12 protein-coding genes are annotated in these 14,402 nt (G+C 73.7%); 3 read left to right on the top strand and 9 right to left on the bottom strand.

The window, feature by feature from the left end; genetic code table 11:
- The first annotated feature begins 13 nt into the window (after positions 1–13).
- Positions 14–943 (top strand): NlpC/P60 family protein, encoded by a 930-nt coding sequence (locus tag FXF50_RS19030; protein WP_255510108.1) that lies wholly within the window; start codon positions 14–16, stop codon positions 941–943.
- A 61-nt stretch (positions 944–1,004) separates the two neighbouring features.
- Here FXF50_RS19030 and FXF50_RS19025 read toward each other — a convergent pair whose 3' ends face one another.
- From FXF50_RS19025 to pnuC, 3 genes are all read right to left on the bottom strand, one after another.
- The gene (locus FXF50_RS19025; protein WP_148429691.1) at positions 1,005–2,003 is read right to left on the bottom strand and encodes a TerC family protein; all 999 of its coding nucleotides are present in this window, start codon (positions 2,001–2,003) and stop codon (positions 1,005–1,007) included.
- 322 nt (positions 2,004–2,325) lie between these two features.
- Entirely contained in the window at positions 2,326–3,432 is a 1,107-nt protein-coding gene (locus FXF50_RS19020) for an AAA family ATPase (RefSeq protein WP_148429689.1), read from the bottom strand.
- A complete protein-coding gene (pnuC, locus tag FXF50_RS19015; RefSeq protein ID WP_148429687.1) occupies positions 3,429–4,082 on the bottom strand; it encodes a nicotinamide riboside transporter PnuC in 654 nt (217 codons plus the stop codon). Before pnuC ends, FXF50_RS19020 begins: the two co-directional genes overlap by 4 nt.
- Before the next feature lie 102 nt (positions 4,083–4,184).
- Between pnuC and FXF50_RS19010 the strand changes: the two genes are divergently transcribed.
- Positions 4,185–4,478: an antibiotic biosynthesis monooxygenase gene (locus FXF50_RS19010; protein ID WP_148429684.1), complete on the top strand. Its 294-nt coding sequence runs from the start codon at positions 4,185–4,187 to the stop codon at positions 4,476–4,478.
- A gap of 122 nt (positions 4,479–4,600) precedes the next feature.
- On the opposite strand, the gene FXF50_RS19005 is transcribed toward FXF50_RS19010, so the two are convergent.
- The 4 genes from FXF50_RS19005 to uvrB all read right to left on the bottom strand — a co-directional run bounded on the left by FXF50_RS19005 (position 4,601) and on the right by uvrB (position 8,954).
- Positions 4,601–5,491 (bottom strand): helix-turn-helix transcriptional regulator, encoded by an 891-nt coding sequence (locus FXF50_RS19005; protein WP_148429682.1) that lies wholly within the window; start codon positions 5,489–5,491, stop codon positions 4,601–4,603.
- Between the two features lie 80 nt (positions 5,492–5,571).
- A complete protein-coding gene (locus FXF50_RS19000) occupies positions 5,572–5,940 on the bottom strand; it encodes a VOC family protein (protein WP_148429680.1) in 369 nt (122 codons plus the stop codon).
- Between the two features lie 25 nt (positions 5,941–5,965).
- Positions 5,966–6,820, bottom strand: a complete 855-nt coding sequence (locus tag FXF50_RS18995; RefSeq protein WP_148429678.1) for a helix-turn-helix domain-containing protein — start codon at positions 6,818–6,820, stop codon at positions 5,966–5,968.
- Positions 6,821–6,845: 25 nt separating this feature from the next.
- Positions 6,846–8,954 (bottom strand): excinuclease ABC subunit UvrB, encoded by a 2,109-nt coding sequence (uvrB, locus tag FXF50_RS18990; protein ID WP_148429676.1) that lies wholly within the window; start codon positions 8,952–8,954, stop codon positions 6,846–6,848.
- 592 nt (positions 8,955–9,546) lie between these two features.
- Here uvrB and FXF50_RS18985 point away from each other — a divergent pair.
- A complete protein-coding gene (locus tag FXF50_RS18985; protein ID WP_255510107.1) occupies positions 9,547–11,304 on the top strand; it encodes a hypothetical protein in 1,758 nt (585 codons plus the stop codon).
- A 6-nt stretch (positions 11,305–11,310) separates the two neighbouring features.
- Here FXF50_RS18985 and coaE read toward each other — a convergent pair whose 3' ends face one another.
- Together coaE and rpsA are read right to left on the bottom strand one after the other, a co-directional pair.
- Positions 11,311–12,489, bottom strand: coding sequence for a dephospho-CoA kinase (gene coaE / locus FXF50_RS18980; RefSeq protein WP_148429759.1), 1,179 nt, complete (start codon positions 12,487–12,489; stop codon positions 11,311–11,313).
- 161 nt (positions 12,490–12,650) lie between these two features.
- A complete protein-coding gene (gene rpsA, locus FXF50_RS18975; RefSeq protein WP_187399729.1) occupies positions 12,651–14,243 on the bottom strand; it encodes a 30S ribosomal protein S1 in 1,593 nt (530 codons plus the stop codon).
- Between the last annotated feature and the right edge of the window lie 159 nt (positions 14,244–14,402).

The following is a 14,402-nucleotide window of genomic DNA, read 5'->3' as shown; positions in this document are numbered from 1 at the left end:
GAAGAGGCGCGACGTGGGGGTGGACGTGGAGCTGCAAACCGGCCGCGAGGCCGTCGTCCGGGTCCCGGTGGCGACCCTCTGGACCGCGCCCGACGCGGTCCGTCCGGTCGACCGCCCCGCGCTGTCCGACACGCCCGACACCGCCGCCTGGGTCGCCGGCATGGACCGCGAGCAGCAGGTCGGCGACTGCGTACTGACCCAGCTACTGCTCGGCGAGCGGGTGCTGGTCACCGAGCTGCGCGCGGACGGCTGGGCGCACGTGGTCGCCCTGGCGCAGCCCGCGGCGAAGCTCGACGTCCGCGGCTATCCCGGCTGGCTGCCCGCCGCCCAGCTCACCGCCCCGGCGGAGCCCGGCCCGCCGGCCACCCCCCTCGTGGTGGACGCCGGCCACACCACGCTGCGCGCCGCCCCCGCCGGCCCGCCGGCCCTGACCGGCGTGGTCCTCGGCACGCTCCTCGCCCCGGCCGGGCGGCCGGTGGACGGCTGGCGGCCGGTCCACGTGCCCGGCCGGGCCGACCCGCTCTGGGCCCCCGAGGGCGACCTGGTCCCGCTGCCAACCGAGCGGCCGGAGGCCAAGGAGGTGCTGGCCGTCGCCGAACGGCTGCGCGACCTCGTCTACGTCTGGGGCGGGCTGTCCACGTACGGCATCGACTGCTCGGGCCTGGTGCACCTGGCCTGGCGCCGGTACGGCGTCACGCTGCCCCGGGACGCCGACGACCAGGCCGAGGCCACCACTCCCCTGGCACTGGACCAGGAACGCCCCGGCGACCTCTACTTCTTCGCCCGGCCGGGCCGGCGGATCCACCACGTCGGCATCGTCAGCACCGAGCCGCACGGCGGGACGCGACGGATGCTGCACGCCTGCTACAAGAAGCGCCTCGTCGTGGAGGAGCAGCTCCCCCCGGAGCGCGAGGCCACCCTGGTTGGCGCGCACCGGATCTGACCCGCGTACGCCGAAAGGGGCGCTCCCGACCGCGGGAGCGCCCCTTTTCCGACGGGTCCGGTCAGCGGCGGGCCTCCGCCAGCTCCCGGCGCCGGTCGCGGGACGACTTGACCAGGCTGGCCGCGGTCGCCGCGGCGAGAGTGCCCAGGATGACCGTGAGCGACAGCCAGATCGGGATGTGCGGGGCCCAGCCCACGTGCTCGCCGTCGTTGACGAACGGCAGGTTGTTGTCGGCGAGGGCCTCCAGGACCAGCTTGACCCCGATGAAGCCGAGCACCACGGCCAGGCCGTAGCTGAGGTAGATCAGCCGGTCCAGCAGGCCGCCCAGCAGGAAGTAGAGCTGCCGCAGGCCCATGAGCGCGAACACGTTCGCCGTGAAGACCAGGTACGGCTCCTGGGTGATGCCGAAGATCGCCGGGATCGAGTCGAGGGCGAAGATCAGGTCGGTGGTGCCGATCGCGATCATCACGATCAGCATCGGGGTGAACAACCGCCGGCCGTTCTCGTGGGTGGTCATCCGCGCCCCGTCGAAGGTGCGGGACAGCGGCAGCGCCTTGCGGCTCCACCGGATCAGCAGGTTCTCGCTGAACTCGTCCTCGTCCGGCTCCCCCTGGCGGGCCAGGTTGACCGCCGTGTAGATCAGGAACGCGCCGAAGATGTAGAACACCCAGGAGAACTGGGAGATCAGCGCGGCGCCGGCGGCGATGAAGCCGCCCCGCATGACCAGCGCCAGCAGGATGCCGATGAGCAGCACCTTCTGCTGGTACTGCCGGGGCACCCCGAAACGGGCCATGATGATCACGAAGACGAAGAGGTTGTCCACCGAGAGGCTGTACTCGGTGAGCCACCCGGTGTAGAACTGGCCGGCCACGCTGGGGCCTGAGGTGAGCCACAGCCCCGCTCCGAAGATCAGGGCAAGTGCCACGTAGAAGCCGACCCACAGGCTCGACTCGCGGACGCTGGGCTCGTGCGGGCGGCGACCGATGATGAACAGGTCGACCAACAGGACCGCGGTCATCGCGACCAGGGTCCCCGCCCACACCACTCCGGACACGTTCAAATCATCCTCCGGCAGACACACAGCGTCGGGCACACCGTACGCCGGGTGAGGGGCCGGGGTGCGTCGACGCTGACTCTGGTGACTGTCGGAGGTCTCTTCCGCCACCGACCCGGCAACGGGTCACTGACCGACGGAGCCGGGTCGTGCGACCGGGGGGCCGGCGCTCTTCCGTGCTGACGACTCCGTCACGGGGGAATACTCCCCTCCTCGGCCGCCATTGTTCACCATCAGGCCCGGTCGCCGCATCTTCGGGGGCCCCATTTGCCAGGGTCATCACGTTCCGACGCGCGACAGGTCTCGTCGCGTAGGGCATCCTAGGAGGCTAGGTGCCCGATCTGTGGGGTCCGGCGGTTGCCTCGGACAGCGGCTCGGTGAAGGACCAGCCCGCCGCCAGCAGGGCGTCGCAGGCGGCCACGGCGACCGCCAGCCGCTGCTCGTGCGACCCGCGCAGCTCGACCACGGGCACCCCGCAGCCGGCCAGCTCCGCCCGGAACCGGCCGGTCATCCACGCCCGCAGGTGCTCCCCGTCGCGCAGGCCGTCGTCGGCGAACGGCACCCCGTCGTGGTCGGTCAGCAGGTACAGCGCCGGCCGGCGGGCCGCGGCCCGGACCCCCTCCGACGACGACCCGAGGTAACGCTCCTCCCAGATCGCGGTGGCCCGCGCGTCGGTGTCACAGAACAGCAGCGGACCGCTGACCCGGGCCGCCGCGTCCTCGGCGGCCTGCTGCTCGCGGACCACCTCCAGGAAGTCGTCCCGGGCCCACGTGACGTCGAAGACCGTCGCGTCCGGCCGGACACCCCGCAGCCCGGCGAGCTTGCGCTCGGTCAGCTCGCGGCCGTACTCCGGGACCCAGGCGGTGCCGTAGTGGGCGGCGAGCGCCTCCGCCATCGTCGTGGTGCCGGTCGACTCGGCACCGACCACCACGACCCGGCGGACCAGCCAGGCCCGCACCGGCGGGCTCAGCCGACGCCAGTGCGCCGCCGGGTCCGCGCGCACGGCCGTGCCGGAAACCGGGACGCCACGCCGGTCCAGGTCCACGCAGACCGCGACCGCGCCGAAACGACGGGCCAACTCCTCGCCGTACGCCTCGGAGGAGAACACCGCGTCCACCGGCTCCCCGCCGAGCGCGTCGGCGAACACCGCGCAGTGCAGGTCCCAGACCGCCGGGTCGGCGTAGTCGACCGGGTGGTCGTCGTACCGGCCGACGAACCGCACCCAGGGCGTGGCGGCGTGCACCTCGCGCAGCCAGGCGACCCGCAGGTCCAGCGGGATCGACTCGCGCCGGGACGGGGCGACCACCACGGTGACCGCCGCGCAGCGGGTGGCGGCCGCCTCGATGAGCGCGTGGTGCCCGGCGTGCGGCGGGTAGAACTTGCCCACCACGAGGCCGTGCCGGAACTCCCGACCCGGCTCGCTCCCCGCGCTCACGCGGCGACCGGGGCCGGCCCGGGCGGCACCGGGGTCGCCGCCGCGCGCCGGCGCAGGTCCGCCCGCCACTCCCGCAGCCCCACCACGCAGAGCGCCAGGAAGATCAGGTAGAGGCCGCCGGTCAGCCAGAGTCCCTTGTACGCGTACAGCGGGATGTAGACGAGGTCGGCAGCGATCCACAGCCACCAGCTCTCCACCAGCTTGCGCGTCTGGCCGTAGGTGGCGAGCAGCGACAGCGCGGTGGTGACCGCGTCGGCCAGCGGCACCGTGGAATCGGTGGCCCGGTCCAGCAGCGCCCAGAGCCCCACGGTGAGCAGCACGCCGGCCACGCCGAGCGCCCACCACTCCCGCCGGCTCGTCCGGGCCACGGTCAGCCGGCTGCGCCGCTCCCCGCCGAACAGCCAGTGCCACCAGCCGTAGAGCCCGAGGAGCACGTAGACGACCTGGAGGCCGGCGTCGGCGTACAGGCCGGCGGTCCAGAACAGCAGCATCAGCAGCAGCACGTTGGCGATGCCGATCGGCCAGTTGGCGATGTGCTGCCGGGCCACCAGCCAGACGTTGACCACACCGGTGGCGAAGCCGAGCAGCTCCGCCCAGGTGGTGCCGGCGCCCAGCACGGTGAACGCCGTAGCGGTGAGCCAGTCGAGCATGTGTCCTCCCCGTTTCCCGAGCGACCACCCTAGAGCCCGGTGTGGCGCGCGGAACAGCCCCCGGGGCGTACCGGACGGTGGCCGGCGTGCGAGGCTTCCGACATGGTTCTTGAGGTCGCGCTGATCGACGTGACGCCCGGACACGAGGACGACTTCGCCGCCGCCTACGCGAAGGCGCGCCCGATCCTCGCCGGCACCGAGGGCTGCCGCTCGGTGCGGATGACCCGCGGCGTCGAGTCGCCGTCCCGGTTCGTGCTGCTGGTGGAGTGGGACTCCGTCGAGGCGCACGACGTCAACTTCCGGCAGAGCGAGCGCTTCGGGCAGTGGCGGGAGCTGATCGGGCCGCATTTCGCCGGCCCGCCGCTGGTCGAGCACTTCGTCGACGTGCCGGCCTGAGCTGTCGTACCCCTGACATAGCCTGCGCTCGACGCGCCGGCCACCGGAACCCGACGGGCATCGGGGGCGCCGGGCCCGGTGGCCGCGCGCCGAACGCGGGCTCGCTCAGTCGGGCTGACCGCTCAGTCGGGCTCGCGGGGTCGGGGCACCGGCGCGGGGTTGAGCCGCCGGCCCAGCAGCTCCACCGTCTCCTCCTCCGGCAGCGCCGCCGCCAGCAGCCAGTCGACCAACTGCTCGTAGCGGGCGACGTCCGCCTCGGCGACCAGCCGCAGGTCGGTGGTGAGCGTCTCCACCAGCACGGTGCGGGGGTCGTCCGGGTCCGGATACGCGTAGTACGAGAACGGCGCGAGCGGGTGCAGGTCGCCGTAGGGGGTGGCGTTCCGGGGCAGCAGCCGGATGGTGACGTGCGGCCGTTCGGCGAGGACGACCAGGTGCCGGAGCTGATCCCGCCAGACCTCCGCGGACAGGCCGGCCGGGTCGCAGGCCCGCTCGTCGATCAGCGCGGTGTAGTGCGGCGGCTCCGGCCGGCACAGCACCTCCTGGCGCACCGCGCGGGCGCGGACGTCGGCCTCGACGTCCACGTCGTCGGCCAGCAGCGCACCGGCCGACACCCGCAACCGGGCGTACTCGGGGATCTGGAGCAGCCCGGGCACCAGCACCGGCTGGTAGTCCACGATGCGGACCGCGCCCGCCTCCAGTTCCGCGTACGCCCGCTGCCGCTCCCCCATCTCGCCCAGCGCCTTGGACCAGCCGCGGCCGGTGGCGGCGTCCCGGGCGATGACGATCAGCTCGTCCCGCTGGTGGGGCGGCACCCCGTAGACGTCGAACAGGTCGAGCACGTCGGCCAGGTCGGGCCGGCTCTGCCCCAGCTCGATGCGGGACAGCTTCGATGTGGACGCCCAGCCGAGCCGGCCGCAGACCTGCTCCAGGGTGAGCGACTCCCGGCGGCGCAGCCGGCGCAGCTCCGCGCCGAGCCGCACCCGCCGGACGACAGGACTTGCTGACAACGGCATGCGCGCCTCCCCACCGAGGGAGAGTACGCATGACCATCACGCAGGGCAATACCTTGCTCGCGCAGAGCTATCGACCGGCGTCAGGGGCGGTAGGTGCCGAAGGACCAGACGAGGCCGGCCAGATCGCGGGCGGCGTAGTCACGGGAGCCGTAGTCGGTGTCGAACGGCGGCCGGACGATCTCCGCACCGGCCGCCCGGGCCCGCTCGTGGTGCGCGTCGGCATCGTCGACGGCCACGTAGACGCGATAGTCGTCGTCGGCCGGCCGGCTCGCCGGGGCCGGCCCCGGGCCGACCATGACGAGGCCGTCGCCGTAGCCCAGCTGGGCGTGCCGCACCTCGCCGGCGGGGCCCTCGTGCACCTCGTGGACGGTGAGGTCGAACGCGGACCGGAGGAAGTCGACGGCGGCGCGGGCGTCGGGGTACCGGAGGACCGGGTAGATGCTTCGCATGGGTCCGAGTCTGCCGGCGGACGGGTCAGCCGGGATTGGACGAATGCGATCCGGGCCGGGCCAACGTCGCGGGCGTGGCCCCGGCGAACTCGCGGAACTCCCGGATCAGGTGCGACTGGTCGTAGTAGCCGCACCGCGCCGCCAGCTCCGCCCATCCGCCGCCACCCGCGCCGGCGGCCGGGTGCGCGTCCCCGGCCGGCGCGGTGAGCAGCGTGTGGCCCACCGCGGCGTACGCCCGCTGGAAGCGGAGCAGCCGGGCGACGGTCTTCGGCGGCAGGCCGAACTCCCGCCGGAACCGGACGGCCAGGTGGTGGCGGCTCCAGCCGACCTCCTCGGCCAGCGCGCCGACGCCCAGCCCGCCGCCGCTGCCGTCGAGCAGCCGCCAGGCCCGCAGCAGGCGCGCATCGACCGGCCCGGTCACCGCCAGCCGGGCCGCGAGGGCGGCGTCGAGCCGGGCGAACCGGCCCGCCCAGTCGGGCAGACCGGCCAGCTCGTCGCGGAGCCGGGCCAACCAGCCGCCGAGCCGGTCGACCGGGACCGCCCGGTTCGCCAGCTCACCCAGCGGCAGCCCGAGCAGCCGGCGAGCGGCCGGGGCGGTCAGCAGCACCTGCACACCGGCGCCCTCGCCGGCGGTACGCGTCGCGCACCAGCCGTCGAACGGCCCGGCCAGGAAGGCGTTCGTCGCGTGCGCGCCCCGGTCGGCGGCGCGCGGATCGGTCACGTCCAACGGGGCGCCCCAACCGAGGATCAGCACCACGAAGGCGCCAGCCGCCTCCCGGCGCACCAGCGGGCCGGCCGCCTGCTCCCGGTAGCCGAGGTAGCGGTCGACGTAGCGGCGCAGCCGGGGGTCGGGGAGCCCGATCACGGCCTCGGTCAGCACGGCGACCTCCCCCGACCCCGGTGCGTCACTTCACCCCGGCGGCGTCCATCCCGCGGAGTTCCTTCTTCAGGTCGGCGACCTCGTCGCGGATCCGGGCGGCCAGCTCGAACTGCAGCTCCCGCGCGGCGGCGAGCATCTGGTCGTTGAGCTCCTGGATGAGGTTGGCCAGGTCGGCCCGGGCCATCCCCTCGCGCGACGGCGTCGCCGCGCCGCCCCGGCCCCGGCTGCGGGTCTCCTTGACCGGCGCCTTGCCCCGGGACAGCTGCCGGACAGCCCCGCCGACCCGGCTGTTCTCGGTGTCCTCCGCCTCGCGGTAGATGTCGTCGAGGATGTCGTGGATCCTCTTGCGCAGCGGCTCGGGGCTGATCCCGTTGGCCTCGTTGTGCGCGATCTGCTTGGCCCGGCGCCGGTTGGTCTCCTCGATCGCCTGGGCCATCGACGGCGTGATCTTATCGGCGTACATGTGGACCTGGCCGGAGACGTTACGGGCCGCGCGGCCGATGGTCTGGATCAGCGACCGGCCGCTGCGCAGGAAGCCCTCCTTGTCGGCGTCGAGGATCGCCACCAGGGAGACCTCGGGCAGGTCGAGGCCCTCGCGGAGCAGGTTGATGCCGACCAGCACGTCGTAGTCGCCCTTGCGCAACTCGCGCAGCAGCTCCACCCGGCGCAGCGTGTCGACCTCCGAGTGCAGGTAACGCACCCGGATGCCGTTCTCCAGCAGGTAGTCGGAGAGATCCTCGGCCATCTTCTTGGTCAGCGTGGTGACCAGGACCCGCTCGTCCCGCTCGGTCCGCAGCTTGATCTCGTGCATCAGGTCGTCGATCTGGCCCCTGGTGGGCTTCACGACCACCTCGGGGTCGATCAGGCCGGTGGGGCGGATCACCTGCTCGACGAACTCACCCTGGGCCTGCTCCAGCTCCCACGGGCCGGGGGTGGCGGAGAGGAAGACCATCTGGCCGACCCGCTCCAGGTACTCGTCGAAGCGCAACGGCCGGTTGTCGGCCGCGCTGGGCAGCCGGAAGCCGTGGTCGATCAGCATCCGCTTGCGGGAGGCGTCGCCCTCGTACATGCCGCCGATCTGCGGGATGGTCACGTGCGACTCGTCGACCACGGTCAGGAAGTCGTCGGGGAAGTAGTCGAGGAGGCAGTGCGGCGGGCTGCCGGGCAGCCGCCCGTCGATGTGCATCGAGTAGTTCTCGATGCCGGAGCAGAAGCCGACCTGGCGCATCATCTCGATGTCGTAGGTGGTGCGCATCCGCAGCCGCTGCGCCTCCAGCAGCTTGCCCTGCCGCTCCAGCTCGGCCAGCCGCTCGCCCAACTCGGCCTCGATGTCGCGGATCGCCCGCTCCATCCGCTCCGGCCCGGCCGCGTAGTGCGTTGCCGGGAAGATCATGAGGCTGTCGACCTCGCGGACCACGTCGCCGGTGAGCGGGTTGAGGTAGTAGAGCTTCTCGATCTCGTCGCCGAACAGCTCGATCCGGACGGCCAGCTCCTCGTAGGCCGGGATGATCTCCAGCGTGTCGCCCCGGACCCGGAAGGTGCCCCGCTGGAAGGCCATGTCGTTGCGGGTGTACTGGATGTCGACCAGCCGGCGCAGCAGCTGGTCACGGTCGAGCTCCTGCCCCACCTTGACCCGCACGGCACGGTCGAGGTATTCCTCCGGGGTGCCCAGGCCGTAGATCGCCGACACCGTGGCCACCACGATCACGTCGCGCCGGGTGAGCAGCGACATGGTCGCCGAGTGCCGCAGCCGCTCGACCTCCTCGTTGATCGAGGAGTCCTTCTCGATGTAGGTGTCGGTCTGCGGGATGTAGGCCTCGGGCTGGTAGTAGTCGTAGTAGGAGACGAAGTATTCGACCGCGTTGTGCGGCAGCAGCTCGCTGAACTCCTTGGCGAGCTGGGCGGCGAGGGTCTTGTTGGGCGCGAGCACCAGGGTCGGCCGCTGGAGCCGCTCGACCAGCCACGCCGTGGTGGCGCTCTTGCCGGTGCCGGTCGCGCCGAGCAGCACCGTGTTACGGTCGCCACGTCGCACGCGACGCTCAAGCTCGTCGATGGCTGCCGGCTGGTCGCCGGCCGGCTGGAACTCGCTGACGACCTGGAAGCGGCCGTCGAGCCGAGGAATGTCGAGCGCCATGACATCAACGGTACGCCCGAGGTCCGACACTTCCGGGCCGAGCACGCACCGTCCCTGATCGGCTTCGATATTCCCATTGTGTGGCTCATCTCACCGGACTACCCTCGTACCGTAGGCCGCTCGCGGCGGCCGACCGGGCCGGTGGCCGCCCCTCCGGGGCCCGGCCGCCCCCGGCACCGGGGGTCGCAGCACCCGAGAGACCGGCGTGCGCACCCGAGGTGGTCGCGCTACAGGCGCTGACCGGCCGCCGCGAGCGCCCCTGCTCGTCACCGAAACCCGGCAGCCGCGTTGTGCACTCGTGGAGACCTCTCCCGGACGCCGGCCGCGACCCGCTCGCACCCGCGACACCGGCCCGCTCCCCGCCGACGAAGCCCGCCCCTCCCCGCCCGATCCCCGCCCACCCGCCGCCCCGCAGACGGGCGAGCCCACCGACGCAGACCGCGGAACGGGCCGATCCGGCCCTGGCGGCGCAGCAGGAGGCGCTGCCCGGCCTCGGGGCGAAGCGCCCACGGCAGCCGACTCGGACAGCCCCACGGCCTCCCGCCCGGCGTCGCCCGCTGACGCCGCCACCCCCGAACCGGCCACGAACACCGTGCCCGCCGCCCCCGAGCCCTCCGCCCACCCCGCGACGCCCGCCGTGCCCGCCGGCGCAACGCCGGGCGGGTCCGCTGCGCCCGCAGCCCGGTCCCCCAGCCGCCCCACCGCGCCGCAGCCTGACGACCCCGGCGACCAGCCGCCTGGCGCGAACGACAAGCCGCCAAGATCACGGAAGTGGCGGCGCGGAGCGGTCCACGCCACCGACATCCCCACGGCCACCGAGCCCACCGCCACGGCCCTCCCCCGCGAGCCGGGCCGCGGCCACCGCCACCGCCGCGCCGCCACGACCGCGAGCCAACCCGTCGGCCCCACCGTCCGCCGAACCCTCGCCGATCCGAGGGTCGGGCGTCGCCCGAGCGAGCCGTCCGCCGACCCCGAACTGGACGGGACGGACGATCCACCCGAGCAACCGACCCGCCGCCGCGCCGCCCTGGTCGCGCTCGCGGCGGCCGCCACGGCCTCGGCGGCCGCCCTGGTCGCCGGCCTGCTGAGCTGGTCGCCCGAGCCGGTCGAGCCCGCCGAGACGGCCCGTCCCCTCACCGTGGCCGAGGCGGAGCGGCTGGCCGCCCTGCGGGTCACCAACCAGCGGGACGTGCGCGCCGGCGTACGGGTCACGCTGGGTGCGGGCGGTGGCCGTACCGAGCTGGTCGGCTGGGTCGACTGGGCCCGGCCACTGGTCTACCTGGACGTCGGCGGTCCCGGGGCGGGCACCGAGCGGGGGCTGGTCCAGGGGACCGCGTCGACGCTGCTGGTCCGGCCCGATCCCGCCGCGACGCCGACCCCGGCGCCCCCGCCGCTGGTGCCGCCGGACGACCGGTGGCGGCTGCGGGAGCTGCCGGCCGGGAGCGGCCTGCCCGCGGTGCGGGACCTGCTGCTCGGGCTCGGCGCGGCTCAGGTCGACCCGCTCACCCCCGAGGCGCGCTGGCTGCGCGGGGAGACCGTCGGCGGCGTCCCGGTGGATGTCCTCCAGGCTCCTCTTCCCGCGCTCCAGGGGGCCGGGTCGGCGCCGGACCGGCGACCCCGGCTCTGGGTCGACCGGGACGCCCGGCTGCACCGGCTGGCCGGCTGGCTGCCGGACGGCACCCCGGTCACCGTGGAACTGGCCCGCAGCGACCGCCCCACACTGCGCCCGGTGGACGCGCTCGGCGGGCGTCCCGGGCTGCCCCGGGCGCTCTCCGACGGCGAGGCCGACCGGTTGGCCGAGCTGCCCGACCGGCTGCGCGCGGCCGGCGGCGCCACGCTGACCGTGACCGCCCCGTCCGGCGACCTGCGCGGCAGCGGCTGGCTGAGCTGGGCGGGCTCTGCCGCGTACCTCTCGGTCGTGGAGGCCGACGACCCGGGACGGCGCACGCTGGTGCGGGCGCGGCCGGGCAGCGTGGCCCGGCTCGTGGTGCCGGCGGGCGGCGCGGCGGCCCCGCCGCTGCCGGCGCCGGACGGGCTGGTCCGGGCGGCCGGGCGGCCGCCGGGCGACGACGTGGAGCGGCTGGTCGACGAGGCGTTGCGGGGCGTGGCGACCGCCGTGCCGGCCACCGCGGCCGTCCGGGTCCGGGACGACCGGGTGGCGGACCGGACCGTGGACGTCATCGAGGTACGCGGCGTGCTGCGCTGGTGGATCGACCGGAGCGGGCTGCCGCGCCGGTTGGAGCTGCGGACCGCGCGGGGCGTCTGGGTGCAGCTGGACCTCGCCCCGGGGCGGGTGCCGGCGCTGCCCGGCGCCGAGCGTGCCGTCAGGAAGCCGGCGAAACGCCGCTGAGCGGGCTCACGGCCGCCAACCGGTCTGCGCGGCCCACTCCTCGGCCCGCAGGTGCTCCTCGTCGAACCAGGGGTCCTTCAGCGTCCCGTACGTGGCGCTGTCCGGCGCGGAGGCGGCCAGCTCCCGCTTCAACTGGAGGTACGCGGCCCGCTGCCCGGGGTCGGCGCGCAGGTGGTCGCGCATCAGCAGGGCGTAGCGCCAGCCGGGCGAGTCGGCCACCCGCAGGTGCAGGTGCACGGGGCGGCCCGGGTCGGCGCTGCCGTGCAGGCGCTTCTCCCAGAGGGGGCTGCCGGGCGGGCGGGGGTTGTCCCACCAGTCGCCGGCCAGCCGGGGGAAGCCGGCCTCGGCGAGCCGGTCGGCGAGCGGCCCGTCCGCGTCGGCCAGCGACGGCACGGTGACCTGGATGTCGATGACGTCCTTGGCGGCCAGCCCGGGCACCGCGGTGGAGCCGATGTGATCCACCCGCAGGTCGGCGCCGGCCGCGTGGCGGATCCGGGCGGCCAGCCGGGCGTACTGCTGGGGCCAGGTCGGGTCGGGTTCGGTGAGCACCACCTGCTCGGGCCGGACGGCGCGGCGTTCGCGGACGTTGCGCTCGTAGGGTCGCAGGCGCTCGTGCCAGAGGGTGTCCACGGCGGCGTGCAGGTCGGCGAGGGTGCCGTCGTTGTCGAGCAGGACGTCGGCCGCCGCCTGCCGGCGGGCGTCGTCGGCCTGCGCGGCGATCCGCCGTTCGGCCTCCGCCCGGTCCATGCCGCGGTCGCGGGCCAGCCGCTCGAGCCGGGTGGTCACCGCCGCCTGCACCACGAGCACCAGGTGGTACGTGGGCGCGAGCCCCACCTCGACCAGCAGCGGCACGTCGTTGACCACGATGGCGTCGGGGGGCGCCGCGGCCATCAGCGCGGCGGTGCGGGCGCGGACCCGCGGGTGGGTGATCGCCTCCAGCCGGCGGCGGGCGTCCTCGTCGCCGAAGACCACGGCCCCCAGGGCGGCCCGGTCCAGCGCCCCGTCGGCGTCGAGGACCCGGTCGGAGAAGGCCGCCACGATCTCGGCGAGGCCCTCGCTGCCCGGCGCGACCACCTCGCGGGCGATCCGGTCCGCGTCGACGATCACCGCGCCGAGCGCCGCCAGCCGGCTGGACACCGCGCTCTTGCCCGACCCGATCCCGCCGGTCAACCCCACCTTCAGCACCGGGACAGTCAACCCGATCACCGTTTCCGGTGCCAACTTGCCCCGGACACGGCGAAGGCCCCGCCCCCGGCGACCCGGTGGTACCGGATCGCGGGGACGGGGCCCCTCGTCGTCAGCGACTTCGCCAGGCTCGGCCGCGCCGAGCTGGGCTCGTCACCGGGTCACTTGCCGCCGGCGAGCTTCTCCCGCAGCGCGGCGAGCGCCTCGTCGGTGGCCAGCGTGCCGGCCGGCTCCTCGGCCTGACGGCTCGGGGCCGTGGTCGAGGTGGTGGTGCCGCCGGTGACGGCCGGAGCCGGGTTGGCAGCGGCCTCGGCGTCGGCGGCGCGGGAGGTCTGCACCTGCTTGGTGTGGGCCTCCCAGCGCTGGCGCGCCTCGGCGTACTGCTGCTCCCAGGTCTCGCGCTGCTTGTCGTAGCCCTCGAGCCACTCGCCCGTCTCCGGGTCGAAGCCCTCCGGGTAGATGTAGTTGCCCTGCTCGTCGTAGGTCGCGGCCATGCCGTAGAGGGTCGGGTCGAAGTGCTCCTCGCCCTCGACGAAGCCCTCGTTGGCCTGCTTGAGCGACAGCGAGATCCGGCGCCGCTCCAGGTCGATGTCGATGACCTTGACCATGACCTCGGAGCCGACCTGCACGACCTGCTCCGGGATCTCCACGTGGCGCTCGGCCAGCTCGGAGATGTGGACCAGGCCCTCGATGCCGTCGTCCACGCGGACGAAGGCGCCGAACGGCACGAGCTTGGTGACCTTACCCGGCACGATCTGCTGGATCGCGTGGGTGCGGGCGAACTGCCGCCACGGGTCCTCCTGGGTCGCCTTCAGCGACAGCGAGACCCGCTCGCGGTCCAGGTCGACGTCCAGGACCTCGACCTCGACCTCCTGGCCCACCTCGACGACCTCGGACGGGTGGTCGATGTGCTTCCAGGAGAGCTCGGAGACGTGCACCAGGCCGTCCACGCCGCCCAGGTCGACGAACGCGCCGAAGTTGACGATCGAGGACACGACGCCCTTGCGGACCTGGCCCTTCTGCAGCTTGTTGAGGAACTCGGTGCGCACCTCGGACTGCGTCTGCTCCAGCCACGCCCGGCGGGACAGCACCACGTTGTTGCGGTTCTTGTCCAGCTCGATGATCTTGGCCTCGAGCTCGCGACCGACGTACGGCTGCAGGTCGCGGACCCGCCGCATCTCGACGAGCGAGGCGGGCAGGAAGCCGCGCAGCCCGATGTCGAGGATGAGACCACCCTTGACGACCTCGATGACCGAGCCGCGGACGACACCGTCCTCGTCCTTGATCTTCTCGATCGTGCCCCAGGCCCGCTCGTACTGCGCCCGCTTCTTGGAGAGGATCAGACGCCCCTCCTTGTCCTCCTTCTGGAGGACAAGGGCCTCGATGTGGTCGCCGACCGAGACGACCTCGGCGGGGTCCACGTCGTGCTTGATCGACAACTCCCGAGAGGGGATGACACCCTCGGTCTTGTAGCCGATGTCGAGAAGGACCTCGTCCCGATCGACCTTGACGACGGTGCCTTCGACAATGTCGCCGTCGTTGAAGTACTTGATGGTCTCGTCGATCGCGGCGAGGAAAGCTTCCTCAGAACCGAGATCGTCGTGCGTGACCTTGTTGGCGCTCGAGGGGGCCTCGATGCTGCTCGTCATGTGGGCGGTTGCTCCGGTCGGATGGGTTGTCACAGCAGGCGTGGGCGTCGCGGTGACCTGTCCGCGCCAGCGGATTCGTCGCCGGGCACACCGAACGATCGCCATGAGAAGATCATTAGTGGCTCCGGTGACCGCACACCTGCTCCCTGCCGAGGCACACGATCCGCGAGCGCATCGTCTAGCCTACCCGCTGCATTACCACAGCGTGCAAGCCCTCCCAGGTCTCCTCAGCCTCGCCAGCTGCGAAAGCGGAGATTTCGCGCG

It is taken from the genome of Micromonospora sp. AP08, from assembly GCF_008085935.1.
Classification (GTDB): domain Bacteria; phylum Actinomycetota; class Actinomycetes; order Mycobacteriales; family Micromonosporaceae; genus Micromonospora; species Micromonospora chersina.
This window is presented reverse-complemented; position numbering and strand designations above follow the sequence as displayed.